The 23,695-nt window shown below is 62.0% G+C and carries 20 protein-coding genes; 15 read left to right on the forward strand and 5 right to left on the reverse strand.

Translation table 11 applies throughout. The features are described from left to right. Positions 1 to 121 precede the first annotated feature (121 nt). Both QZ564_RS06050 and QZ564_RS06055 read right to left on the reverse strand, forming a co-directional pair. Positions 122 to 1,150 (reverse strand): ABC transporter permease, encoded by a 1,029-nt coding sequence (locus tag QZ564_RS06050; protein ID WP_297106283.1) that lies wholly within the window; start codon positions 1,148 to 1,150, stop codon positions 122 to 124. Continuing rightward, the gene (locus QZ564_RS06055; protein ID WP_297106286.1) at positions 1,150 to 1,890 is read right to left on the reverse strand and encodes an ATP-binding cassette domain-containing protein; all 741 of its coding nucleotides are present in this window, start codon (positions 1,888 to 1,890) and stop codon (positions 1,150 to 1,152) included. Before QZ564_RS06055 ends, QZ564_RS06050 begins: the two co-directional genes overlap by 1 nt. A 425-nt stretch (positions 1,891 to 2,315) precedes the next feature. Between QZ564_RS06055 and QZ564_RS06060 the strand changes: the two genes are divergently transcribed. From QZ564_RS06060 to QZ564_RS06105, 10 genes are all read left to right on the forward strand, one after another. Then, positions 2,316 to 3,554 carry an extracellular solute-binding protein gene (locus QZ564_RS06060; protein ID WP_297106289.1) on the forward strand — a complete coding sequence of 413 codons (1,239 nt, stop codon included), beginning with the start codon at positions 2,316 to 2,318 and terminating at the stop codon, positions 3,552 to 3,554. A 169-nt stretch (positions 3,555 to 3,723) separates the two neighbouring features. Next, a complete protein-coding gene (locus QZ564_RS06065; RefSeq protein ID WP_297106291.1) occupies positions 3,724 to 4,755 on the forward strand; it encodes a sugar ABC transporter permease in 1,032 nt (343 codons plus the stop codon). 2 nt (positions 4,756 to 4,757) lie between these two features. Next, on the forward strand, positions 4,758 to 5,642 hold the full coding sequence (locus QZ564_RS06070; RefSeq protein ID WP_297106294.1) for a carbohydrate ABC transporter permease: 885 nt from the start codon (positions 4,758 to 4,760) through the stop codon (positions 5,640 to 5,642). Between the two features lie 4 nt (positions 5,643 to 5,646). After that, positions 5,647 to 6,699 (forward strand): sn-glycerol-3-phosphate ABC transporter ATP-binding protein UgpC, encoded by a 1,053-nt coding sequence (gene ugpC, locus QZ564_RS06075; protein ID WP_297106298.1) that lies wholly within the window; start codon positions 5,647 to 5,649, stop codon positions 6,697 to 6,699. A gap of 3 nt (positions 6,700 to 6,702) precedes the next feature. Further along, on the forward strand, positions 6,703 to 8,226 hold the full coding sequence (locus tag QZ564_RS06080; RefSeq protein WP_297106301.1) for an amidase: 1,524 nt from the start codon (positions 6,703 to 6,705) through the stop codon (positions 8,224 to 8,226). Between the two features lie 90 nt (positions 8,227 to 8,316). Continuing rightward, positions 8,317 to 9,645, forward strand: a complete 1,329-nt coding sequence (gene hisD, locus QZ564_RS06085) for a histidinol dehydrogenase (RefSeq protein ID WP_297106304.1) — start codon at positions 8,317 to 8,319, stop codon at positions 9,643 to 9,645. Position 9,646: 1 nt separating this feature from the next. Further along, positions 9,647 to 10,411, forward strand: coding sequence for an SDR family oxidoreductase (locus QZ564_RS06090; RefSeq protein WP_297106308.1), 765 nt, complete (start codon positions 9,647 to 9,649; stop codon positions 10,409 to 10,411). 11 nt (positions 10,412 to 10,422) lie between these two features. After that, complete coding sequence (locus tag QZ564_RS06095) at positions 10,423 to 11,466, forward strand: LacI family DNA-binding transcriptional regulator (RefSeq protein WP_297106311.1); 1,044 nt, start codon at positions 10,423 to 10,425, stop codon at positions 11,464 to 11,466. A gap of 97 nt (positions 11,467 to 11,563) precedes the next feature. Continuing rightward, positions 11,564 to 12,607 carry a cupin domain-containing protein gene (locus QZ564_RS06100; RefSeq protein WP_297106314.1) on the forward strand — a complete coding sequence of 348 codons (1,044 nt, stop codon included), beginning with the start codon at positions 11,564 to 11,566 and terminating at the stop codon, positions 12,605 to 12,607. 6 nt (positions 12,608 to 12,613) lie between these two features. Continuing rightward, positions 12,614 to 13,333, forward strand: coding sequence for an RraA family protein (locus QZ564_RS06105; protein WP_297106317.1), 720 nt, complete (start codon positions 12,614 to 12,616; stop codon positions 13,331 to 13,333). A 52-nt stretch (positions 13,334 to 13,385) separates the two neighbouring features. Here the strand turns inward: QZ564_RS06105 and hisD (QZ564_RS06110) are convergent, their stop codons facing one another. Then, positions 13,386 to 14,687, reverse strand: coding sequence for a histidinol dehydrogenase (gene hisD / locus QZ564_RS06110; RefSeq protein ID WP_297106320.1), 1,302 nt, complete (start codon positions 14,685 to 14,687; stop codon positions 13,386 to 13,388). 165 nt (positions 14,688 to 14,852) lie between these two features. Between hisD (QZ564_RS06110) and QZ564_RS06115 the strand changes: the two genes are divergently transcribed. Together QZ564_RS06115 and QZ564_RS06120 are read left to right on the forward strand one after the other, a co-directional pair. Continuing rightward, the gene (locus tag QZ564_RS06115; protein WP_297106323.1) at positions 14,853 to 16,787 is read left to right on the forward strand and encodes an alpha/beta fold hydrolase; all 1,935 of its coding nucleotides are present in this window, start codon (positions 14,853 to 14,855) and stop codon (positions 16,785 to 16,787) included. 218 nt (positions 16,788 to 17,005) lie between these two features. Further along, on the forward strand, positions 17,006 to 18,052 hold the full coding sequence (locus QZ564_RS06120) for a LacI family DNA-binding transcriptional regulator (RefSeq protein WP_297106326.1): 1,047 nt from the start codon (positions 17,006 to 17,008) through the stop codon (positions 18,050 to 18,052). A gap of 29 nt (positions 18,053 to 18,081) precedes the next feature. Here the strand turns inward: QZ564_RS06120 and QZ564_RS06125 are convergent, their stop codons facing one another. Next, positions 18,082 to 19,161: an ROK family protein gene (locus QZ564_RS06125; RefSeq protein WP_297106330.1), complete on the reverse strand. Its 1,080-nt coding sequence runs from the start codon at positions 19,159 to 19,161 to the stop codon at positions 18,082 to 18,084. A 164-nt stretch (positions 19,162 to 19,325) separates the two neighbouring features. Further along, positions 19,326 to 19,664: a hypothetical protein gene (locus QZ564_RS06130; RefSeq protein WP_297106334.1), complete on the reverse strand. Its 339-nt coding sequence runs from the start codon at positions 19,662 to 19,664 to the stop codon at positions 19,326 to 19,328. On the opposite strand from QZ564_RS06130, the gene QZ564_RS06135 reads away from it, so the two are divergent. The 3 genes from QZ564_RS06135 to QZ564_RS06145 all read left to right on the forward strand — a co-directional run bounded on the left by QZ564_RS06135 (position 19,657) and on the right by QZ564_RS06145 (position 23,692). Further along, complete coding sequence (locus tag QZ564_RS06135; RefSeq protein ID WP_297106337.1) at positions 19,657 to 21,471, forward strand: ABC transporter substrate-binding protein; 1,815 nt, start codon at positions 19,657 to 19,659, stop codon at positions 21,469 to 21,471. The two genes, QZ564_RS06130 and QZ564_RS06135, sit on opposite strands and share 8 nt — an antisense overlap. Before the next feature lie 92 nt (positions 21,472 to 21,563). Next, positions 21,564 to 22,550, forward strand: coding sequence for an ABC transporter permease (locus QZ564_RS06140; RefSeq protein WP_297106339.1), 987 nt, complete (start codon positions 21,564 to 21,566; stop codon positions 22,548 to 22,550). Between the two features lie 11 nt (positions 22,551 to 22,561). After that, positions 22,562 to 23,692: an ABC transporter permease gene (locus QZ564_RS06145; protein ID WP_297106341.1), complete on the forward strand. Its 1,131-nt coding sequence runs from the start codon at positions 22,562 to 22,564 to the stop codon at positions 23,690 to 23,692. Positions 23,693 to 23,695 lie beyond the last annotated feature (3 nt).

The raw sequence follows: 23,695 nt of genomic DNA on the forward strand, positions 1-23,695 counted from the left end.
ATAGTCTCCTCCGTTGGGCTTGCCCCCGGGCAAGCCGCTTCTGTTGCCAGCGGATGTCTCCGCTGGCCATTTGACACCCGGCCCAGCCCCCTCGGCCGGACAGGGCGATCTCGATGTAAACTCAGCCGTTGCGCGACGAGCGCAGCCGGTCCACCAACACGGCGGCAACGATGATCGCGCCCACCAGGGTCTGCTGCCAGTAGGGGTCGACGCGCGCCAGGACCAGTCCGTTTCGGATCACCTCGATGAGGATGCAACCGATAATGGCCCCGGCCGCCCCGCCGACGCCACCCGCCAGGTTGGCGCCGCCGATCACGGCAGCCGCGATAATGGTCAGCTCGTACGCGGTGGCGAGATTGGCCGGAGCCGAGCCGAGCCAGCCGGAAATGATGATGCCATTGACCCCGGCGGCCAGCGAACACAGCACGTAGACCTGGATCTTGACCCGATCGACCGCGACGCCAGTCAGCCGCCCAGCATTCTCATTGCTGCCGATGGCAAAGACATGTTTGCCCCAGGCCGTGTGGTTGAGCGCCACCCACATGATTGCCGCACAGATGATCAGGTAGAAGAAAGCCACGGGCACTTCGCCGAACTTGCCTGCGGTGACAGCAAGGAAGAGTTCCTTGTCCGGTCCGGCGGGGAATGTGCCGCGGCCCTGAGTGGCCACATAGACCAGGCCACGCACCATGGAGAGTGTGCCCAGCGTGGTCACGAATGGACTGAGCTTGAGCTTGGCGATTGCCACTCCATTGAACAGACCTACGGCCGCCGCGGCGGAAAGACCTGCAACAAGGGATATCAGGAGCGCGCTGCCGGCAAAGGGATAGAATTCGGCCGTGTTCAGGCCGTTCATTGTCAGGGAAGTGATGGTGGCGGCCAGAGCAATTGTCGACCCCACGGACAGGTCGATCCCCCCTGTAATGATCACCAGCGTTATGCCCAGCGTGGCAATGGCGATGAAGGAGAAATTGCGGGTGATATTGGAGACATTGCCGCTGGTCAGAAAGTTGGGTGACAGGAAGCTCATGACGATGATGAGCAGGATCAGCGCCGCCAGCACATAAGCCGACTGGCTGGCCAGGAATCCGCGCTGCCAGAAGCGGGTGCGTCCCACATTGGTGAATGTCGTGGCATGGGTGTCAGTCATCACGCAGCCTCCTTGGCGCCGGTGATCAGCGCTGTGACTTCTTCAGGCGAGGATGCAGTAATGGCCTTGTCAGCGACCTTGGTGCCCCGGCGCATGACGATGACGCGTTCGCACACCGCGAAGACGTCGGGCATGCGGTGGGAGATCAGGATGACAGCAATGCCGGCCTCTTTGAGGCGGTGAATAAGGTTCAACACCTCGGCGACTTGCCGCACCGAGATGGCAGCGGTGGGCTCGTCCATCAGGATCAGCTTGGCATCGGACAGCCGGGTGCGGGCGATCGCGACAGCCTGGCGCTGTCCGCCAGACATCTGCCGCACATAGTCGTCCGCGCGTGTCTCAGACTTGAGCTCGGCAAAGAGTTCGGCCGCCCGGGCGTTCATGGCGGCATGCCGCAGGAAGCGGAGTGGTCCAATCTGGCGCTTGAGTTCCCGGCCCAGGAAGATGTTCTCGGCGGCAGTCAGATTGTCGGCCAGAGCGAGATCCTGGTAAACGGTCTCGATGCCTAGCCGCCGGGCTTCGCCCGGGCTGTGGATATGGGCACGACTTCCCGAGAAGTGCAGCGTACCGGCGGTCGGCTGATAGATGCCCGATATGATCTTGACCAGCGTCGACTTGCCGGCGCCATTATCTCCCATCAGGCCGACGACCTCGCCGGGCTGAATGGTAAAACTGACATCGGAGAGCGCTCGGATGGCGCCGAACTCCTTGGTCACGCCTGATAGTTCCAGTAGTGCCAACACGTCCTCCCCTTGTTGGCGACATTCATGTGGGAGGTTTTGTTTGAGGCTGGACAAGGCAAGACCACTCAGAGCCGCTTTTGACGCGGTTGAGATGTCACCCCTACAGCCTATCCTCCTCTTCCTGCTGAAATCGTTACCACGCTCGCATTAGTGTTACAATACGATAAATGCCACTGCGCGGTCCTGCGCCCCACGTGCTTCAGCATGCTCGAAGGAAAACGCAAACCAGGTGCATGCGTTCCGGCGCAGAAGGCAGTCGTTGCCTGGCCGGTCTCGATGTGCAAAGGTGCCTATTGCATACGAATGCAAGTATGCTATGCATACGTATGCAATAGGTAGGAACGCTGCAGAGTTGCGGCAGCCGGATGCCCGGTTTTCGCAGCGAGGGTGGGTACCAGGTACCCAAAGTCAGGAGAAACAACATGAAGCCCCTTATCACACTCGCCATATCGGCGACTGCCCTGGCCCTGGGAACGGGCGCCGCCTTCGCCGACTGTGGGATCGAGGCCGGTTCGGTCCGCATTCTCAGCAATGACTTTGAGGCATTGCGCACGATCAATGCCACTGCTCAGGAATGCGCTTCCGACGCCGTGGTGGTGACTGCCAACGCGACGGCCGAGCACAAGGAAATCCAGGTACCGGCCCTGACCATCAATCCAGCCGAATACACCGTGGCGGTTGTGGCCAACAATTCCATCGTGCCGCTGCTCAATGCGGACCTGATCCGGCCACTCGATGATCTGGTCGCCAAATACGGCCAGGACCTGCAGCCCAGCCAACTGGTCAAGATCGACGGCAAGATCATGGCCATCGCCTTTATGGGCAATGGTCAGCACATGTTCTATCGCAAGGACATTCTGGAAGAGGCCGGTATCGAGCCTCCCAAGAGCTATGACGAGGTGCTGGCCGCCGCCGCTGCCATCAAGGAAGCGGGGTTGATGGAGTATCCGCTGGCGGCCTCGGTCAAACCCGGCTGGGACCTCGCGGCGGAATTCGTCAACAACTACCTGGGCACAGGCGGCGAGTTCTTTGCCCCAGGCAGCGCCGAGTTGACCATCGACAATGAAAACGGGCGCGAAGCCCTGCGGGTCATGCGTGAAATGACCGCCTATATGGATCCTGATTACCTCACTTATGACGCCACCGAGATCCAGAAGGAATATGAAGCCGGCAATGTCGCCATCATGAATGAGTGGGGGTCGCTGGCTGGCGCCATTCTTGACGACGAAGGCGCAGTGGACGGCGTGGTCGAGAACACTGTTCTGACTGCCGCGCCCACCATCGGCGGCGGTTCCACGCCGGCAGCGGCGCTGTGGTGGGACGGGTTCACCATCGCCAAGAATATCTCGGATGAAGACGCTGAAGCCTCCTTCCGGGCCATGGTTCACGGCGTTTCCCCGGACATGATGATGGCCAATAAGGATGTCGCCACGTGGCTGATCGCGGGCTACGAACCCGGTCCGGCCGCAGTCGGTGTCATTGCCAATGCCAATGGTGGTGCGCGCCCCTATCCGATGCAGCCCTATATGGGACTGCTGCACACCGCGCTCTCTACTGAACTGGCTGAATTCATGGCTGGCAGTGAGGATGCCGACCAGGCACTTGCAGACGTCAAGGCCGCCTACGACACTGCTGCCCGCGGCGCTGGGTTCCTTCAATAAGTTCTTCCTCCAGCAAGCTGCGCCTCCTCCCGTACGCGGGAGGAGGCTCCCCGCTCGCGCTGCGCAACTGAAAGTTCGCTGCTAGCGAAGGGCCGAACGCAGGTTTTGCACCATGGGCTCGCCCGTTCCGTTCTGATGCCGACAGGCTAGGCACTCTGAGGAGGCAGGCATGCCGCACAAGACATTCTTTGCTTTCATCCTGCCATCGCTGATTGCCATGGTGCTGTTCATTGCCCTGCCGATCGTGTCGGTCGTGCTGCAGTCGCTCTATGTCAGTCATGAGCAGGTCATGGTGGAGGTCGAGAACTGCCAACCCTTCGGCGGCTGTACAAGCGAATTGCGCGTCGATTCAGAGGCCACTGCCGCGCTGCGAGATGCACAACCGCTGGGGCGGTTCAACGGTCTGGGCACCTATGTCGACCGGGCCCACCTGGCAAGCGCCGAGCTGGGTGCTATCCTCTCGTCCGATCGCGGCTTGCCGGCGAAATGGGCACAGATCCTCAACTTGCCCTTCTACAAGGCGCTGATTTTCACCCTGGTCTATTGCTTTGTCGTGACGCCGCTGGCCATGGCGCTGGGCTTTAGCATCGCGCTGGCGGTCAATGCCCTGCCCAAGGTGACCAAGGGGCCGATCATCTTCTTCTCGCTTCTGCCCATGATCATCACGCCGCTGATCGGCTCGTTGATCCTTTATTGGATGCTCAGCCCTAATGGCATTCTGGGCGCAACCATCCAGCATATTTTCAGCGACCCGACCCTGTCGCTGCGCGCCTCCCCGGCGCTCACCTGGGGCGCGTTGCTGACCTATGGCGTCTGGACCAATGCACCGTTCTCCTTTGTGGTGTTTTATGCCGGTCTGCAGACCGTGCCGGGAGACACGCTGGAATCGGCGATGATCGATGGCGCCTCACGCTGGGAGCGCATCCGCTTCGTCATCATCCCACACCTTGCCCCGCTCGCAACCTTCGTGGCGCTGGTGCAGCTGATGGACAATTTCCGCGTCTTTGAACCCATTGTGGGGTTCTCGGCCGAAGCCAATGCCACCTCCCTGAGCTGGCTGATCTATAACGATCTGAGCGGGGACGCGCAGCAGTTCGGCTCGGCCGGAGCCACCTCGGTGCTGACAATTATCGGGGTCGTCATCCTGCTTTCGCCGGTGCTGGTGCGCACCTGGCGTGAATTCAAGCACAAGGCGGTGTGATCATGTCCGAAGCAATGGCCCACAAGCGCCCCGTACTGCTCAACACGCTAATTTATGGCTTCATCGTCTTCTGGGTGATCCTGGCCGCGGTGCCGTTCCTTTGGACGGTCTGGGGATCGTTCAAGGTTGAGGCGGATTTCTTCTCTCGCGAGAGCTGGTGGAATGCGATTTTCGGTACCGCCACCATCCGCCAGACCGGCGAGGCCTTCACCGGCGCCGGATATTACGGTGCCTGGATTACCCGTGACTTCTGGCGGGCCGCGTTCAATACCGTGATCGTCACGATCTGCGTCACCGCCATTTCCCTTACTCTTGGCACACTGGGCGGCTACGCGCTGGCGCGCTCGGGCCGCAATTACGCCTTCTGGATATTGATCGCGGCGCTGGTGTTCCGGGCCATGCCGCATATTACGCTGGTCTCGGGATATCTTCTGCCGTTCTTCCAGCTCAATATCTGGGGCGTGCTGCCCACCTCCATCATCGTGCTGGTGGCGATCAACCAGCCCTTCACGCTCTGGATGCTGCACTCCTTCTTCCTCTCGATCCCCAAGGATCTCGACGAAAGCGCCATGGTGGATGGCTGTACCCGTTTCCAGGCCTTCAGGCTGGTGATCATGCCGGTCATGTGGCCGGGCGTGGTGACGACGGGGCTCTTCAGTTTCCTGCTGGGCTACAATGACTTCGCCGTGACGGCCATGTTGCTGAGCGCCGACAACCAGACCATGGTGCCCAAGATTTCGAGCTTCCTGGGCTCCATCCAGGAGACGGGCAATGTGATGTATGCCGTGGCCGCCGTGGTCTCGGCCACCGCGCCGCTCTTCATTCTCGTGCTCTTCTTCCAACGCCAGATCGTCAGCGGCCTGACCGCCGGCGCAGTGAAAGGCTGATCCCATGGCCCAGATCCGTCTCAAGAACGTCTCCAAGCGCTGGAACAAATTTGTCGGCGTCGACAATTTCAACCTCGACATTGCCGACCAGGAATTCCTGGTTTTGCTGGGACCTTCGGGGTGCGGCAAGACGACGACCATGCGCATGATCGCGGGGTTGGAGGAAATCACCGAAGGCGAAATCTGGATCGGCGACCGGCTCGTCAACAAGCTTGAGCCCAAGGACCGCGATATTTCCATGGTGTTCCAGAGCTACGGGCTCTATCCGAACATGACGGTCTACGAGAACATTCGTTTCCCGCTCAAGGTCCGGAAGATACCCCAGGACCAGCATAATGAACGGGTCATGAAGGCGGCGGCGATGGTGGAGCTGGAGCCGTTCCTGGAGCGACGGCCGGCGGCACTTTCGGGCGGGCAGCGGCAGCGCGTGGCGCTGGCCCGGGCGATCGTGCGCGAGCCCAATGCGTTTCTGATGGACGAGCCCCTCTCCAACCTCGATGCCAAGCTGCGCGTCTCGACCCGCGCCCAGATCAAGAACCTGCACCACGCGCTCAAGACTACCACGATCTATGTGACGCATGATCAGATCGAGGCCATGACCCTGGCCGACCGCGTGGTGGTGATGAACAAGGGCGTGGTGCAGCAGGTCGGCACGCCGATGGAGATCTACGACCGCCCCGCCAATACATTTGTCGCGAGCTTCATCGGTTCGCCGGCCATGAACCTTGTCAGCGGCGAAGTGAAGGATGGTGTCTTCACCAGCCAGGGCATTCGGATCAAAGGGCTGCCGGGGACTGCAAGCGGCGCTGTCACGCTCGGGTTCCGGGCCGAGGACGCGACCCTGGCCGAAGCCAATGGCCAGATTGAAGCGCCGATCTATTCGGTTGAACTGCTGGGCGAGGCCACCATGCTTTCCATGCGCGTGGCAGGGGAGCTGGTTTCCATCAAGGTGGGCAAGGACTATCGCGCCGAGATTGGCGACATGGCCCGCATTGCGATCCCGGCTTCGGCTTGCCATCTGTTCGACAATGCCAGCGGCGCGCGGATCGAGGCCTGAACCATGGCGCGGGACGGCGCATTTGATGATCGGTTCAAGGCCGCGCTAGAGGCGGCGGGGTTGAGGCTGACTGCGGACGAGGCAGCGGGTGTGGAAAAGCTTGCTGCGTGGATGCATGACGGGCTCGCTGCCCAGGAGCATCCGCAAGGTCTTGCCCGGCCTGACGAGGCCATCTGTGATCTCGACATATTCGCGCTGGGTGCGCGCCTTCGCGAAGGGCGGCTCTCCGCACTCGAATTGACGCGCGCCACATTGGCCCGCATTGCTGCGCGGGACCCGGTCTATCTCAGTTTCTATCGTGTGCTGGAAGAAAGTGCGCTGGCGGAGGCCGCGCAAGCAGACAGCGAACTCGCCGAAGGTCTGGACCGTGGGCCACTCCATGGCATCCCCGTGGGCATCAAAGACCTGATCGATGTCGCAGGCGTGCCCACGACGGCCAATGCGCCGGGCCGGGCCGATGTAACTGCCAAGAACGACGCCGAGGTGGTTCACCGCCTGCGCGAGGCGGGTGCCATCATTATCGGCAAGCTCGCGACCTATGAATGGGCCACGGTCGGACCGGACAAGAACGGGCTGTTTCCGCCGGCACGAAATCCCTGGAATCCCGAGCATATTACCGGCGGCTCCTCCTCGGGCTGCGCCGCTGCCGTTGCCGGCGGGTTGATCCGCACTTCGATCGGCACCGATACCGGCGGCTCGGTGCGCGGGCCGAGCTTCTACTGCGGCACTGTGGGTCTCAAGCCCACCTATGGCACTGTGTCGACCCATGGCGTACTCGACCTGGCACCCAGCCTCGATCATGTCGGTACGGTCAGCGCAACTGTCGCCGAGGCCGCGCTGACCCTGGATGTCCTCGGTGGTCGGGTGGGCCAGCAAGCGGCGTGTTCGCGCATCGGGGAAGCCCTATCCGGCTTACGGGTCGGCTATGCCCGCAACTGGTTTGTGCACGATCCCCAGGCCATGCCCGAAGTCGCCGCGGCAATCGACACCGCCATATCGGTGCTGTCGCAGCTTGGCGCTGTGGTAAACGAAGTGGAGATGCCCGACTATGCGGGTGTGGAAGTGGCGGTGGCGGCGATACTGCATGCGGAAAGCTTCAGGCTGCATGCCGATGGTCTGCGTGATAACCCCGAGGCCTATGGGCGCCGCGCCTATCTCAGTCTGGCGGCCGGCCTGGCGCTCACAGACGCCGAAGTGACCAGGGCGCGTGATGCTGGCGAGGCCTTCCGAGCCACCGTCGATGGGCTGCTGGACCGGCACGACGTGCTGATTACCGTGGGCGCGCTGACCACGGCCTTGCCCGTTGCGCCCTTCGAGAAAGAAGCCGTGTGGACGCCCATGCGCACCATCGGCTTCAACGTGTCCGGCCACCCGGTGCTGGCGGTGCCGATCGGGTTTCACCAAGGCCTGCCCATCGGCATGCAGATCATCGGACGGCATCACGATGAAGCCCGGATCGTCCAAGTCGGCCACGCCTATGAGCGGGCCACCGACACCAGCCTGCAAAGACCACCCGTGCCGCGATGATGCGGCCAAACCTCGCGTTCAAACGCGCTTTGGAACTATTTGCTGCATACGTATGCGGCTTCTTGAAAACACTATCGAGGGGAGCCACCCATGCCAATCTGGCTGAAGCGCGGTAAGGATGTCGAAGAGCGGGCGGAGGCGGATCGTCAAGTCCGGGCAACCGTTGAAACCATCCTGGCCGATATCGAAAAGCGCGGTGACGAGGCGGTGCGCGAGCTCTCGCTCAAGTTCGACAAATGGGACCGCAACGACTTCCGGCTAAGCCCGGCGGAAATCGACGCCTGCAAGGCGCAGCTGACTGACCAGGATCTCGCCGATATCGAATTTGCCCAGACCCAGGTGCGCAATTTTGCGCAAAAGCAGAAGGACACGATGCTCGAGCTCAGCGTCGAGACCCTGCCGGGCGTGACGCTGGGGCACCGGCATGTGCCCATCAATGCCGTGGGTTGCTATGTGCCGGGCGGCAAATATCCGCTGCTTGCTTCGGCGCATATGTCGGTTCTGACTGCCAAGGTGGCTGGCTGTCCGCGTGTCATCACCTGCGCGCCCCCCTTCAATGGCAAGCCGGCGACGGCGATCGTTGCTGCGCAGGCCATGGCAGGGGCCGACGAAATCTATGTGCTGGGCGGCATTCAGGCGATTGGCGCCATGGCCATCGGCACCGAAAGCATTGAGCCGGTCGATATGCTGGTGGGACCCGGGAACGCTTTTGTGGCTGAGGCCAAGCGGCAGCTTTATGGGCGCGTCGGCATCGACCTCTTTGCCGGTCCGACCGAGACGCTGGTGATCGCCGACGAAACCGTGGATGGCGAGCTATGCGCCACGGACCTGCTCGGACAGGCCGAGCACGGCCCCAATTCGCCCGCTATCCTGCTGACCAATTCGGAGAAACTGGCCCGCGACACCATGGCCGAGATCGAGCGCCTGCTCGACATTCTTCCCACAGCCGATCTGGCGCGGAAATCCTGGGAGGACTATGGCGAAATCATTGTCTGCGAGAGCTACGAGGAGATGCTGGTCGAGGCTGACCGCATCGCGTCCGAGCATGTGCAGGTGATGACCGACCGCGATATGTGGTTCCGGGACAACATGACCAATTTCGGCGCTCTGTTCCTGGGCCCACGCACCAATGTGGCCTATGGCGACAAGGTGATCGGCACGAACCACACCCTCCCGACCATGAAGGCAGCGCGCTATACCGGCGGGCTATGGGTGGGCAAATTCCTCAAGACCTGCACTTGGCAAAGCGTCAGCACCGACGCTGCTTCGGCGATGATCGGTGAGTATGGTTCGCGGCTCTCCATGCTCGAAGGCTTTGTCGGCCATGCCGAACAGGCCAATATTCGCGTTCGGCGCTATGGCCGCCGCAACGTGCCCTATGGTACGGCTGCGACCCCGGCCAGAAAAAGCGATCACTAACATGACCCTGCCCAAGACCCCCAGCTTTCGCCTCGACGGCAGGCGCGCCCTGGTGACCGGTGGCACGCGGGGCATCGGGTTGGGGGCTTCGGTGGCACTGGCGGAGGCCGGCGCCCATGTCACAGTGGCGGCGCGGACGGCCGCGGATGTGGAGAAGGTAGTCAACGAGATGGCCGCGGCGGGACATGCGGTGGAGGGCGTGGCGCTCGACATAACCGATTTGGACGGCGTCAAAGCCTTCGTCGAGGACAGCGCGCCTTTCGACATCCTCGTCAATTCGGCCGGGACTGGGCGGCACAGCAATCTCGCCATGATCACGCCTGCGGACTATCAGGCCGTCATGCAGCTTAATCTTGCCGCTACGCTTTTTGTCACCCAGGCAGTGGTCGGCAAATTGCAGGCAGCGGGACTGGGCGGGTCGGTCATCAACGTCTCCTCGCAAATGGGCCATGTCGGCGGGCCTGACCGCGCCGTCTATGCGGCCAGCAAACATGCTGTTGAAGGTCTGACAAAAGCCTTGGCCATTGAGCTCGGGGCCAGCAATATTCGGGTCAATACGGTCTGCCCGACCTTTATCGAGACCGAATTGACGGCCAAGAACCTCAGCGACCCCGATTTCCGTGCCTGGGTCTTGTCCAAGATCAAACTGGGGCGGCTCGGGCGGGTGGAGGATATCATGGGGCCGATCGTATTTCTGGCTTCCGACGCGGCGGCGCTGATTACCGGCACCGCCCTCCTGGTGGATGGCGGATGGACAGCGGAGTAAAAAAGCCGGGAGTGACCTCGTCGGAAGTTGCGCGGCGCGCCGGTGTCTCGCAGTCCGCAGTCTCCCGCACATTTACCCCCGGCGCCTCTATCTCCCCCAAGACCCGCGCCAAGGTCATGGATGCAGCCAAGGAACTGGGCTACCGGCCCAATGCCATTGCACGATCACTGATCACCAATCGCTCCCGCATCATTGCGGTCGTGATGGCTTATCTCGAAAATCTGTTCTATCCGGACGTGCTTGAGGAACTTGGCCGGCTGTTGGCCAAGGAGAATTATCGCCTGCTCCTGTTTACCGGACAGATGGATCGCGATAGCGATCCAGTGTTCGACCAGTTGATGCAATATAGGGTCGACGGCATCATTCTGGCTTCGACGACCCTGTCTTCGCACCTCTCCGAAGAGTGTGCCACGGCGGGAATTCCGGTGGTGCTGTTCAACCGAACCACCGAGCGCGACGCGGTCTCCAGCGTCACCACCAGCAACCGCGAAGGGGGCCGGCGGATCGCCGAGTTCCTGCTCGCGGGCGGTCACAAGCGCTTCGGATACATCTCGGGCATCGAAAGCTCCTCCACCAATCGCGATCGCTTCGCCGGCTACCGGGAGGCTCTGGCGGCGGCGGGCCACGACGATATTGTCGTTGGCGTGGGCAACTACAACCGGACCGAAGCCGAAGTGGCGGTGCGGCAGATGCTGGGCCGGTCTGACAGGCCAGATGCGATCTTTGTCGCCAACGACCATATGGCCGTCGCGGTGATGGATGTGGCCCGCTACGAATTCGGGCTCAATATTCCAGAGGACCTCTCCATTGTCGGCTATGACGATGTCGGCCCGGCCCGTTGGACCTCCTATGGCATCACGACCATGAGCCAGCCGCTCAAGCGCATGGTGGAAGCCACGGTGGGCATGCTGATGGGGCAGATCGCTTCCGGCGAAATCGAAGCCGAGCACCGCATCCTCAACGGCGAACTGGTGGTGCGGACCTCCGCGCGCCTGCCCAAGACCGGCATCGTCGAAGCCGACGGCCGGCGCATCTACAAACCCAGCAAAGCCTGACGAAAATGCATGAAAAGAACATCGCTTTGCCACATCTGAAACCCATATTGCATACGAATGCAAAAATGCTATCCTGCCTCGCGAAAGGGGATAAATCATGACCCAGAAGACCTGGACCCAAGCCGAAATGGAAAGGCGCCTGGTGCGCTATGCAGACCTGAAGGGGCTGCGCAACGCCTTCATCGACGCCCGCACGCCGGGTTCGGACCGCAAGGAGAATTTCACCATCATCGGGCCGGGCGTGTCGGAGAACCCGGCACAGGTGGTGCATATCCCCGAGGCCCACGGCTTCAATGTCGGTGCGGCGCGCCAGCCTTATGGTTGCACCAATTCCCAGCACAGCCATCTCACCGCCGAGACCTTCGTGGTGCATACCGGCAAGTGGCGCTTTGTCTTTGGTCCGGACAAGAGCGACGGCTATATCGATGTTGAACCGGGCGATGTGGCGACCGTGCCGACGCACATGTTCCGCGGCTTTGAAAAGCTCGACGAGGGCACGGGCTTCCTCTTCGTGGTGCTTGGCCATGACGACCCCGGCAAGGTGGTCTGGGCGCCCAGCGTCTTCAAGATGGCCGAGGATTTTGGCCTGAAACTGCTCAAGGGCGGCAAGCTGATCGACACGACCCTGGGCGAGAAGGTGCCAGAAGGCGCCGAACTGGAGCAGCCCCCGAGTGCCGAAAAGCTCAAGGAACTGGCGACTCCACCCATGGCCGAACTGGCCAAATATGCCATCAAGTCCAGGGACATAAAGGGTGATCCCAACTCGCCGCTGGCGGGTCCGGGCGTAGAGGAAGCGGGCGTCATCGGCGACATTGACGGCCAGGACGGCATCAAGGCCGGGCCGATCATCGGGCACTGGAAGCACGACTTTACCTTGCGCCGCCTCAAGCTCGAGACGGGTGCAACCATTCCGGCCCATGCACGCGCCGAGCAGGAGGTGATCTTCGTCCAGTCCGGCACGCTGGAATTTTCCTGGGATGGCGGCAGGCTGATCATGGGGGCCGGCGATACACTGACCGTGCCCGTCGGGCTGATGCATGGCTTCCGCAATCCGGCTTCGGCCGACGCCATCGCCTTCGTCATTCGTGGTGCGGCGTCGCCGGCAGCGCCGGTGTTTGCGGCAGCGCAGGCGGCGGAGTAGCGCGAGGTGACGGAAAAGAGACCCAATCCCACCATTTCGCCGCAGACGCTTGCCGCACTGCGCCAGGCTGATACGCCGACTGTGTGCAATGCGCTGGAGCATGTCATGGGTGGGCGGACGGCGGAGGGGTTCACCAAGTTTCCGGTGGTCTGCGCCGATCCAAGCCTGCCGCCGGTGGTAGGATTTGCTCGTACAGCCAAGATACGGGCCTCGTCGCCGGCGCAGAAGCCGGCGGCCGAAGTGCGGGCGCTGCGGATGCAGTATTATGAATATGTTTCGGCGGGCGAGGGGCCGAATGTGGCGGTGATCGAGGACACCGATTGGCCCCATGTCATCGGTGGTTTCTGGGGCGAAGTGCAGGTCGCCCAGCACAAGGGCCTCGGTGTTGCCGGAACGCTGACCAATGGTGTGTTGCGTGACCTGGGCATGCTGGACGAGGGCTATCAGGTGATTGCGGGGGCCGTGGGGCCCAGCCACGCCTTCGTGCATGTGACGGAACTGGATTGCCCGGTGACGGTGTTCGGTATGAGCGTGCGGCCGGGCGATCTCATCCATGCCGACCGGCATGGCGCCGTCGTCATTCCGGCGGAGCATATCGAGCGCATGGCCTGGGCCATCGACGTGGTGATGCGCAAGGAAGTGCCGATATTGTCGGCGGCGCGGGCACCCGGGTTTACGGTCGAAAAGCTGCGGGCTGCCTGGGCCAAGGCGGATAAGGTCAGCTAGCGCAATAGGTTACGAGAAATGACATGGGCCGGTGTTTCCACCGGCCCTTTCGTTACGCGCTCTTCTTGATCTGCATGCGATCCAGCCGCAGTTGGGCGGCGCGGCGATGGCCTTCGAGGCCTTCGCTGGCGGATTGGCGGGCTGCCGGCGGGGCGACCTGCTTGACGCCTTCCTCGCTCAGCCATTGGTGGGTGGCGATCTTGACATAGGCGCCGACCCAGAGGCCGCCGGTATAGCGGCCGGCGCCCATGGTGGGGAGCGTATGATTGGTGCCGGAGCACTTGTCGGAATAGACCACGCTGGCCAGTTCGCCGATGAACAAGCTCCCGTAATTCCTCAGCTTTTTGGCAAAGGCATGGGAGTCGGCAGTGTGGACCTGCAGGTGTTCGGCGGCGATGAGGTCGGAATAGGCGATCATCGCCTCTTCAGTGTCGCAGACGGTGATCTCGCCATAGTTGATCCAGGCTTCGCGGGCGGTGTTGGCGGTCGAGAGGGTTTCGAGCTGCTTATCGACTTCGATCAGCGTGGCTTCGGCCAGAGCCTGGTCGGTGGTGATGAGGCCAACGCGGGTACGGATGTCGTGCTCGGCCTGGGCAAGGAGGTCGGTGGCGATCATTTCGGCATCGCCGGTCTTATCCGCGACGACGAAAATCTCAGACGGGCCAGCGAGTTGGTCGATGCCGACGGGGCCGAAGACTTGGCGCTTGGCCTCGTTGACGAAGGCATTGCCGGGGCCGACGATCTTGTTGACGGCAGGGACCGTCTCGGTGCCATAGGCCATGGCGGCGATGGCCTGGGCCCCGCCGATGCGGAAAATCCTATCTGCGCCAGACAGATGGCAGCCGGCGATCATGGCCTTGTGGGCATTGGGCGGGAGGCAGGCGATGACCTCGTCGACGCCGGCAACTTTGGCGGGGACGATGGTCATTATGGGAGCAGATAGAAGGGGATAGCGGCCGCCGGGGACATAGCAGCCGACCCGCTCGATGGGGATGACGCGATGACCCATATGGACGCCGGGCAGGATCTCGACCTCGAGCGGCAAGATGGTTGAAAGCTGCGCCTGGGCGAATTTGCGGACGTTATCGATGGCAAATTCGGTGTCCTTGCGGGTCTGCGGATCAAGCTCAGCCAGAGCAGTTTGCCGTTCAGAATCAGTGACTTCGAAGACGTCGAGGTCCGCCTTGTCGAAGCGGGCGGAGTAGTCCCTGACCGCCTTGTCACCATGGGCGCGGACATTGGCGATGATCTCGCTGACCAGGGCTTCGACCGGTGCGTTGTCGCTTATTGAGGAGCGCTCGGGCGCCTTGACATAGGTGACACCGGGGAAAGGCGCGGAAACGGGATCGGTCATTGCGTACTCCAGGAGCAGGTCCAGGCTATCGATAATGAACGCATTCTGAACGGCGTCCGGCGTCTCGACAGCTCTCACTTTCGATCTTGCATACGTATTCAAAATTTGCCAGAGTTTTTTGGTGAAACGAGCCTCGATCTTTCGTCGGGGGCACGCGCCGGTGACATGAACACGCATGTGACGACCCAGTTGGCAAAGAGTGACCGGCACGCCTCGATCGTGCCGCTGCTGCTCTTGCCCGGCACGGTTTGCGACGAGCGCCTGTTTGCGCCCCTGATGGCGCAGCTGGACTACCCAGACATGCGGGTGATGGCGATGACAGGCGCCTCGACGGCGCCGGAACTGGCGGCGCGTATTCTTGAGTCCGCGCCGGATCGTTTTGCGCTCGCCGGGTTCTCGCTGGGCGGCATCGTGGCGCTGGAAATGATGGCGCAGGCACCGGAGCGGATTGAGCGGCTGGCCCTGATCGATACGACTCCGCGCCCCGACCCCCAGGCCAATGCTGAGGTTCGGCGCAAGGCGGTCGAGAAGGCCAGGATCGAGGGCATGGCGGGCTATATCCTTGATGCATGGGAAAAGCTGGTGTCGCCACGCAATGCCGGAAATCCCGAGTTGAAGGCCGCAATCATCGCCATGGCGCGCGACGCCGGAGCGGCGGTGCTGGCCGCGCAATCGGACGTGGCCATCAACCGCGCCGACAGCCGCCCCCGGTTGGGAGCCATCGCCGTACCGGTGCTGATCCTGGCGGGGGCGGACGAGCAAATCTGCCCGCTGGACGCCCATGAGGAATTGTTCGCCGGCATTGCCGGAGCGCGTTTCTTCACCATTCCCAAGGCCGGGCACTTCGCCCCGCTTGAAAATCCCGCTGCAGTGGCGCGTCATATGCGTGCCTGGCTGAGCGGCCCCAACAACGACCACAATGCCATGCCGGCAGCAGACCAAGGAGCCACGATGAGCGAGAGTGACAGCACCAACAAGGGCAAGGGCGTGAGCCCAACCTCCCGCAAGGAAGAGGTGCTGCAGGTCGAGCGTCACGACTATGTCGACCTGGCACCCACCGATCGCCCGCGCGGCCAGTCGCTGGACGGGTTTGATGACATCTACACCGACATTGTTGATTACATCATCCGCTGTACCCACAGGATCTGGGACGAGCGCGATATCGGGCTGATCTACACCCACTACACCCACAATTGCGTGCTCTATGGCACCACCGGCACGATCTATAATCGCGAAGACATTGTGCGCGACACCATCCAGCGGCTGGTGAGCTTTCCCGAGCGCCGGGGCATGGGCACGCAGGTCATCTGGAACGGCAATGACAAGGATGGGTTCTTTACCAGCCATCTGGTGACCGGCTCAGGCCGGCACACCCAATACGGCCATTTCGGGCCGCCGACCGGAAAACCCTTTGTCAGCCGTACCATTGCCGACTGCATGATCTTCCAGAACAAGATCTACCGCGAATGGGTGGTGGCCGACACCATGGCCATCATCCAGCAGCTTGGTCTCGATCCGCACCATTTCGCCATGAAGACGGCCAAGGCCAAGTTTGATGCAGGCCTGACTTCGCTCGATATCGGCGAGAACCGCCGCTTTGTCGGCCAGACGCCGCCAGCGGAAAAGGCTGATACCTCACTGGCCCACAATGATGTGGAAGCCCAGACCATCGAGATGCTGCATGAGGTCTTCACCAAGCGCATGTTCGGCCGCATTGCCCAGGACTACGCTCCGAACGCCCAGTATCACGGACCGCTGATGAAGGAGCTTTATGGCCATGCGGCTATCATCCACCAGCATCTTGGCCTGATCGGCTCGCTGCCCGACGCCTCCTATGAAATCCAGCACGTGGCGTCCAACCCCTGCGAAGAGGGTGGCACCAAGGTTGCCGTGCGCTGGATCATGGAAGGACATCACCTCGGCTATGGCATATTGGGCACGCTGGGCGATCCGACCGGCAAGCGGGTGCAGGTGATGGGCATGAGCCATTATCACTGGAAGAACGGCAGAATCGCTGACGAGTGGACCGTTTATGACGAGCTGAGCCTGCTGACCCAGGTCAAGCTGGGGCAACTGGCGGACGGTTCCGGCGACGAATAGGATCGGTGCCGGCGGAAGGGAGGCTCAAGGGTTCTTTTGCCGGCCGCCTGGGAGAGGCGGTGTCAAAGTCGCGGCCCGCAGGCAAATGTGCGGCGCAGGGGCAGCCGATGGCGTGATTTCCCTTTGGGCGCGCTTGCGGATATGCAGTGTTCCAGGCAAGCGTGGCGACAGGGTTTGGGGGAAACCGGCGGATGCCGGTCTGGCGGAGACCAGGAGTGATGGAGCAGATACCGCGAAAGGTCGGAATCAAAGACATCGCCGACAAGGCGGAGGTGGCGACATCGACCGTGTCGCACGTGCTGAACGGAACGGCACCGATTTCGGCGGAAGTACGCGAGCGCGTGTTGGATGCCGCCAGCACGCTGGGGTATTTGGCCAAGCGCCGCGAAAAGGCCGCCATCGCGGTGTTGCGCAGCGTCATGCTCGCGGTGCCCAGCGATACGCTGCCGCACAACCAGGCCAATCTGTTTTCCTGGACGCTGCTCAGCCGGCTGATGCGGGACTGTGAGCGGCGCTCGATCCAGATTGTACCGGTGGAAGTGGACAAGCCCGGCCTCAGCGGGGCCGAACTGGTCGCGCAGGCCAAGGCCGCAAAGGTCGACGGCATATTGCTGCTCGCTGATGATCGCCCCGAACTGTTGCAGGAAATTGCCGGTTCAGGCATCCCGGCCGTGCTGATGAACGGCGAAGACCATGAAATGCAGATCGACAGTGTCACGCCGGGCAATCGCTTCGCGGCGCGCTATGTGACCAATTGGCTGATCAAGCAGGGGCATCGCAACATCATGCACCTGACCTGGGAAGGCCGCAGCACCGTCCGCCGGCGGCGTGATGGTTTTCTTGATGCGTTTCGAGCCAATAATTTGTCGCTGGAAACCGCCTATGTGCACCTTGCCGAGGGATATTTCCCTGAGATGGGCGCGGCTGCCATCCAGCGCTGGATCGCCAAACATGACGGGCTGGGCGGCATAACGGCGATATTCTGCGCGGCGGACAACCTGGCTTTGGGGGTTTTGACTGCGTTGCGCCAAGCGGGCTTTTCCATGCCGCAGGATGTTTCGGTTGTCGGCTTTGACGGGGTCGCGCTGGGCGAGTTCACGTCGCCCTCGCTCACCACGGTGAGCGTGCCGCTCGACCACATCGGTGCGGCGGCGCTACATCTGCTCGAGCAGCGCATCACAAATGCCAGTGTTGCCTTGCCGGCCCACCGGTTGGAGCTGGGCTGCAAGCTCACTATCCGAGGCAGTGTGCGTGCGCTGCCCTAGGCCCTTGAGGCCGTGAGTGCCCGGGGCGGTCATGCGGGGCCGAAGAGGCCGGACAGCATATGACGACGCGCCAGCTCCACCCCACCCAGGAGACCCGCCCGCCCGCCGGTTTCGCTGCGGCGCATGGTGACGGGACGCGGCCAGGCACGGCTTACATGGTGGCGCACCCGCTCGATGAGTTCCTCACGCGCCCCGATGCTACCGCCGAAGACCAGAAGCTCGACATCGAGAAGCGAGAGAATGCTGACGACGCCCTGGGCCACAAAGCCGGCGGTCTCCTCGATAATGTCGAGGGCCGCCTGTTCGCCGGCACGGGCGGCAGCGAAAATGTCCTGCACGCTCATCCGGCTTGAGCCGCCTGCTGCCACATAGCGGCGGCGAATGCCGGCCTCGCCGACCTGATCTTCCAGAGTTGTCCAGCCGTTACCGGCTGACTGCCAGAGCGGCAGATAACCCATTTCGCCGGCACCACCATGGGCGCCACGCAACAATTGGCCATGGACCATGAGGGCTCCGCCAATGCCGGTGCCCAAGGCGACAAAAGCGGTGTTCTGCATGGTATCTGGCGGATGTCCCATGGCTTCGGCGACAAGGGCGAGATTGACGTCATTGTCGAGCACGACGCTGCCGCCCAGCGCTTGGGCAAGCGGTGGGAGGAGGTCCACATCCTCAATGCCGGGAAGATTGCCGGCCAGGCTCGCGCGGCCACTTTGGTCGATCGCGGCCGGCACGCCGATCACAGTGTTGCGGACGCGAAAGCGTGGTTGCCCTGACTGGCTGCACAAGCGATCAGCGATAGCGGCGAGCTGGCTGACCAGCTCATCGGCGCCGTTCCGGCTGGTGGGCTCGGTATGTTCGGCCAGGAGCTTACCGCGCATGTCGCAGAGGGCAGAGGCGATCTTGGTGCCGCCGATATCAAAGCCCATGGCCAGGGCCGCGTCGGCACGCAGGGCATAGGATAGCCGGGAGCGTCCAGGCATGCCGCCATGGGCTCCGGTGACCTGGACGAAGCCGCGGCTTTCCAGATCGGCCAGAAGGTCCGAAACGGCGTGGATCGGCAGGCCGACACGCCGGGACAACGCGGGTCGCTGGAGCGATGCGGAGGCCATCAAAGTGTCCACTACCGTGCGTAAGTAACCGTTTGGAGAATTTTTTCCACGCCTACCGTTTAGGCGCCGTCCGGATGGGGGGTCCGGCATATGTCCTTGAATCTCCAGCCGATCTTGAATGGAAGTTGCCTCGTTCCAGTCCACATCGCGCCCCATTTTCGCCCTCATGCAATTTTTTTCGTCTTGCGGATGTAACAATCTATCGCAAAGATGGTGCATGTAACGGCATAAAGCGCACGAAATGCAAGGTGCATTGCACGCCAAAGTGTCGAAGCAGGAGAGGGAGAGGAAGGCGTCGTGAAAATACTTTCATACGATATGTCAGCCGCTTCCAGGGCAAAGCATGCGTTGGCGTTGTCACCGACTGGGTGCATCGTGCCGCGCAAACTGAGGAAGACGTCTATGAACGCCAAGAAGTGGATCGCGTCTGTCGCGATCGCGGCATTGTCGAGCACGGCAATGACTGCAGCTGCCTGGGCCTTCCAGGAAGCACCAATGCTCACGGAAATGGTCGAGGCGGGGGAGCTGCCGCCGGTTGACGAGCGGCTGCCGACCAGCCCGACTGTGGTCGAGGCCGTCGAAGTTGGCCAGTACGGTGGCACCTGGCACCGCGCCTATAGCGGTCCGGGCGACCGCTGGGGGCCGACCAAGCTGATGGAAGAGCGCGTGCTGAAGTGGACGGCCGATGCCGACGGCAATGCCGTGCTGCAGCCGGGCTATATCGAAAGCTATTCCGTCAACGAGGATTCGACCGAATTCACCTTCACGCTGCTGGAAGGCCTCAAGTGGTCCGATGGCATGCCGGTGACCACTGAGGACGTCGAGTTCTGGTACAAGGATGTCTTCCTCAATACCGAGATCGTCCCCAATATCGACCCGACCTTTGCGCCTGGCGGCAAGCCGCTTGAGCTGGAAATCAAGGATGAGCGGACCTTCACGATCAAGTTCGCCCAGCCCTATGTGTACTTCCTGCAGATCCTGGCCAAGGACTCGACAGGTGAGCCGAGCCTGGACCGCCCCAGCTTCCTTTTCCCCAAGCACTATCTGAGCCAGTACAATAACAACTACGCCAGCGAAGAAGAGCTGGCTGCGGCGGCCGCCAAGTACAATGTTGAGAACTGGAAGGGGCTCTGGGGGTCCAAGGGCGTCCTGACCGCCTGGTGGAACAACCCCGAGCTGCCGGTGCTGACCGCCTGGAAGATTGAAACGCCGGCACCCGCCGACGTCGTGACCATGGTCCGCAATCCCTATTATTACGCGGTGGACCAGGAGGGGAACCAGCTTCCCTATATCGACCGCATCGAGCACCGCCTGTACCAGGATCCGGAAACGCTCAACCTGATGGTTGCGCAGGGCCAGATCGACATGCAGGGCCGCGGCATGAACCTGGATAACTATACGTTCTACAAGGAGAACGAGGAGCGCGGAAACTATGAGGTCGTGCCCGGTCGTGACTCCAACGTCTGGTCGATCGTGCCGAACCTGACGGTCAAGGACGAAGTGCTGCAGGAGCTGTTCCAGAGCGCTGACTTCCGCCAGGCCATGTCGCTTTCGGTTGATCGCGAGGCGATCATCGAGCTGACCCAGTCGGGTCTTGCCAATGCGGTTGCGGTGGCGCCGGTCAATGGTTCGCCCTATCACAAGGACGATCTGTCCAGCCACTGGGTGGACTATGATCCGGACACGGCCGATAGCCTGCTTGATGGCTTGGGACTGACCGAACGCGACGGCGCCGGCTTCCGTCTCCGCCCGGATGGGCAGCGCCTCAGCGTCACCATCGAGACCAGCGACCAGGCCAATGCCAAGACGCTCGAACTGCTCTCGGGCATGTTCGCCGATGTCGGCATCGAGCTGCTGCCGCGCGTCATCGACCGGACGCAGTGGGACAATAATCGCGACAACAACGACTTCCAGCTCCAGTGGATGCCGTTCGACCGCCTCACCTATGTGCCGGCCGACCCGCGCCTGATGATGGGCAGCCAGTCCTATGGCACCGAGTACTTCAAGTGGTACCAGACCAATGGTGAGAGCGGTGTGGAGCCGCCTGAAGGCAGCGCCATTCGCGAAATGTACGCCGACTGGGACAAGGCTTCGCAGGCCGTGAGCCTGGAAGAGGCCGACGCCGCCGTCAATGAGATGATCGCGACCTTCGTGGATCAGGGCTATGTCATCGGCGTGTATGGCGAGGGCGTGCTGGTGAACATCGTTTCGGACCGCATGAACAACTTCGTGCCCAACCTGGTTCAGGACGACATCTTCCGCGGTGTGGGCATCGCCCGTACCCAGCAGTTCTGGCTCGACCAGGAATAAAATGACACGGCCCGGGGCGGTATTGTCCGCCCCGGGCCATTCATGTGACGTGGGCCGACCAATTTCCCGGGCCGGCCCGGAGGAACAGCAACATGATCGCCTTTATTATCCGGCGCGCCCTATTGGCGATCCCGACACTAATCTTCATTTCGTTCATTTCCTTTGTGATCATCCAACTGCCCCCGGGTGACTACATCACCGCCTACGCAGCCGAACTGCGTCATCAGGGCGAGTACATCACCGAGGCGCAGGAAGCGGCCATGCGGGCCCAATACGGGCTCAACGATCCCATGGTGATCCAGTACTGGCGCTGGATCAGCAACATCATCTTCCACGGCGATTTCGGCTATTCGCTGCAGTGGAACGCGCCGGTCTCGTCACTGATCTGGGACCGTCTGGCCATTACCCTGGCCATCTCGACCCTTAGCCTGGTCTTCACCTGGATCATCGCCATTCCCGTGGGCGTCTATTCGGCCACACGGCAATATTCCGTGCTCGACTATGTGTTCACGGTCTTCGGGTTCCTGGGCAAGGGCGTTCCTGATTTTCTCCTGGCGCTCATCCTGATGTGGGTCAGCTTTGTCTATCTCAACCTCAATGTGGGCGGACTGTTTTCACCGCAGTTCCAATCGGCGCCATGGAGCGTGGCCAAGGTGATCGACCTCCTTCAGCACATCTGGATCCCCCTGGTCGTGCTGGCCACGGGCGGCGCTGCCGGGCTCATCCGCGTCATGCGCGCCAATATGCTGGACGAGCTGGGCAAGCCCTATGTGGAAACCGCCTATGCGCAGGGTCTGAGCGAGGGCCGCGTGGTCTGGGGCTATCCGGTGCGCGTGGCGCTCAACCCCTTCATTTCCACGGTGGGCTGGGCGCTGCCGGCGCTGTTCTCGGGTGACATCATCACCGCGGTGGTGCTCAACCTGCCCACGACCGGGCCGCTGCTGCTGCAGGCCCTCAAGATGCAGGACATGTATCTGGCCGGCAGCTTCATTCTCGTGCTCAGCGTCTTCACCGTGATCGGTACGCTGATTTCCGACGTCCTGCTTGCGTGGTTCGATCCGCGCATCCGCTACGCCTAAGGGGACATGCGATGACCGAACAGACCATGACCGCGCCCGAGCTCGTCAACGACAAGAAAGAGGACCTGTATACGGCAAAGCCTTGGCAGCTGGTGTGGCGGCGCTTCTCCAAGCATACGCTGGCCATGATCTCGCTGTGGTTCCTGAGCCTGCTGATCCTGGCGGCGATCTTTGCCGACATGGTGGCTCCATACAGCCCCTTCGAGGTGCAGCGCCTGCGCACACTGGCGCCCCCGACCTCCATCCATCTGTTTCATGAAGGCGCGTTCGTGGGGCCGTTCGTCTATGGCCTGGCAAGAGAACGCGATCCTGAAACGGCGCGCGTGAGCTTTGTGGAGGATACCGAGAAAGTATTGCCCATCCGGCTCTTCCAGCCGGGCGATGATTACAATTTCTTTGGCCTGTTCCAGTCCAATATCCATCTGTTCGGCGTCGATGACCGGCGCAACCAGATCAATCTGCTAGGCACGGACGATCTTGGCCGGGATGTGTTTTCCCGCCTGATGCATGGCGCCCGGGTCAGTCTTTCGGCCGGTCTGGTGGGCGTGGCCTTTGCCTTTGTGCTCGGGCTGACCCTGGGGTCGATCTCGGGCTATTTCGGAGGCTGGATCGACAGTTCAATCCAGCGGCTGATGGAGTTCATCCGCTCCATTCCGACCATTCCGCTGTGGATGGGCCTTGCGGCGGCGCTGCCGATCGCCTGGGACCCGATCTTTGTCTATGTGCTGATCACGCTGATCCTGGCGCTGATTGGCTGGACCCACCTGGCACGCGTTGTCCGCGGGCAGTTCTTTGCCATCCGCAATGAGGACTATGTGCTGGCCGCAAGACTGGCGGGTGCCTCGGAATACCGGATCATCACCAAGCACATGCTGCCCTCGATGACCTCGTACATTATTGCGGCGCTGACTTTGGCGGTGCCGGAAATGATCCTGGGCGAGACGGCGCTGAGCTTCCTGGGGCTGGGCCTGCGCCCGCCGGTGGTGAGCTGGGGCGTGTTGCTGCAGGACGCGCAGAACCTGCGTTCGATTTCACTGGCCCCCTGGCTGCTGTCGCCGGGCATCGCGGTGGTGCTCACCGTGCTGGCCTTCAACTTCCTGGGCGATGGCCTGCGCGATGCCGCCGATCCCTATGGGCAATAAGAC

Origin of the sequence: uncultured Devosia sp. (assembly GCF_913055165.1) — a bacterium.
In the GTDB taxonomy this organism is placed as follows: Bacteria; Pseudomonadota; Alphaproteobacteria; order Rhizobiales; family Devosiaceae; genus Devosia.

Excerpts from the sequence above, each read along its gene's own strand:
- QZ564_RS06050 (WP_297106283.1), bottom strand. The coding sequence starts at position 1,150 with ATGACTGACACCCATGCCACGACATTCACCAATGTGGGACGCACCCGC.
- QZ564_RS06060 (WP_297106289.1), top strand. The coding sequence starts at position 2,316 with ATGAAGCCCCTTATCACACTCGCCATATCGGCGACTGCCCTGGCCCTG.
- QZ564_RS06065 (WP_297106291.1), top strand. The coding sequence starts at position 3,724 with ATGCCGCACAAGACATTCTTTGCTTTCATCCTGCCATCGCTGATTGCC.
- QZ564_RS06070 (WP_297106294.1), top strand. The coding sequence starts at position 4,758 with ATGTCCGAAGCAATGGCCCACAAGCGCCCCGTACTGCTCAACACGCTA.
- ugpC (WP_297106298.1), top strand. The coding sequence starts at position 5,647 with ATGGCCCAGATCCGTCTCAAGAACGTCTCCAAGCGCTGGAACAAATTT.
- QZ564_RS06080 (WP_297106301.1), top strand. The coding sequence starts at position 6,703 with ATGGCGCGGGACGGCGCATTTGATGATCGGTTCAAGGCCGCGCTAGAG.
- hisD (WP_297106304.1), top strand. The coding sequence starts at position 8,317 with ATGCCAATCTGGCTGAAGCGCGGTAAGGATGTCGAAGAGCGGGCGGAG.
- QZ564_RS06090 (WP_297106308.1), top strand. The coding sequence starts at position 9,647 with ATGACCCTGCCCAAGACCCCCAGCTTTCGCCTCGACGGCAGGCGCGCC.
- QZ564_RS06100 (WP_297106314.1), top strand. The coding sequence starts at position 11,564 with ATGACCCAGAAGACCTGGACCCAAGCCGAAATGGAAAGGCGCCTGGTG.
- hisD (WP_297106320.1), bottom strand. The coding sequence starts at position 14,687 with ATGACCGATCCCGTTTCCGCGCCTTTCCCCGGTGTCACCTATGTCAAG.
- QZ564_RS06115 (WP_297106323.1), top strand. The coding sequence starts at position 14,853 with ATGAACACGCATGTGACGACCCAGTTGGCAAAGAGTGACCGGCACGCC.
- QZ564_RS06120 (WP_297106326.1), top strand. The coding sequence starts at position 17,006 with ATGGAGCAGATACCGCGAAAGGTCGGAATCAAAGACATCGCCGACAAG.
- QZ564_RS06125 (WP_297106330.1), bottom strand. The coding sequence starts at position 19,161 with ATGGCCTCCGCATCGCTCCAGCGACCCGCGTTGTCCCGGCGTGTCGGC.
- QZ564_RS06135 (WP_297106337.1), top strand. The coding sequence starts at position 19,657 with ATGCTCACGGAAATGGTCGAGGCGGGGGAGCTGCCGCCGGTTGACGAG.
- QZ564_RS06140 (WP_297106339.1), top strand. The coding sequence starts at position 21,564 with ATGATCGCCTTTATTATCCGGCGCGCCCTATTGGCGATCCCGACACTA.
- QZ564_RS06145 (WP_297106341.1), top strand. The coding sequence starts at position 22,562 with ATGACCGAACAGACCATGACCGCGCCCGAGCTCGTCAACGACAAGAAA.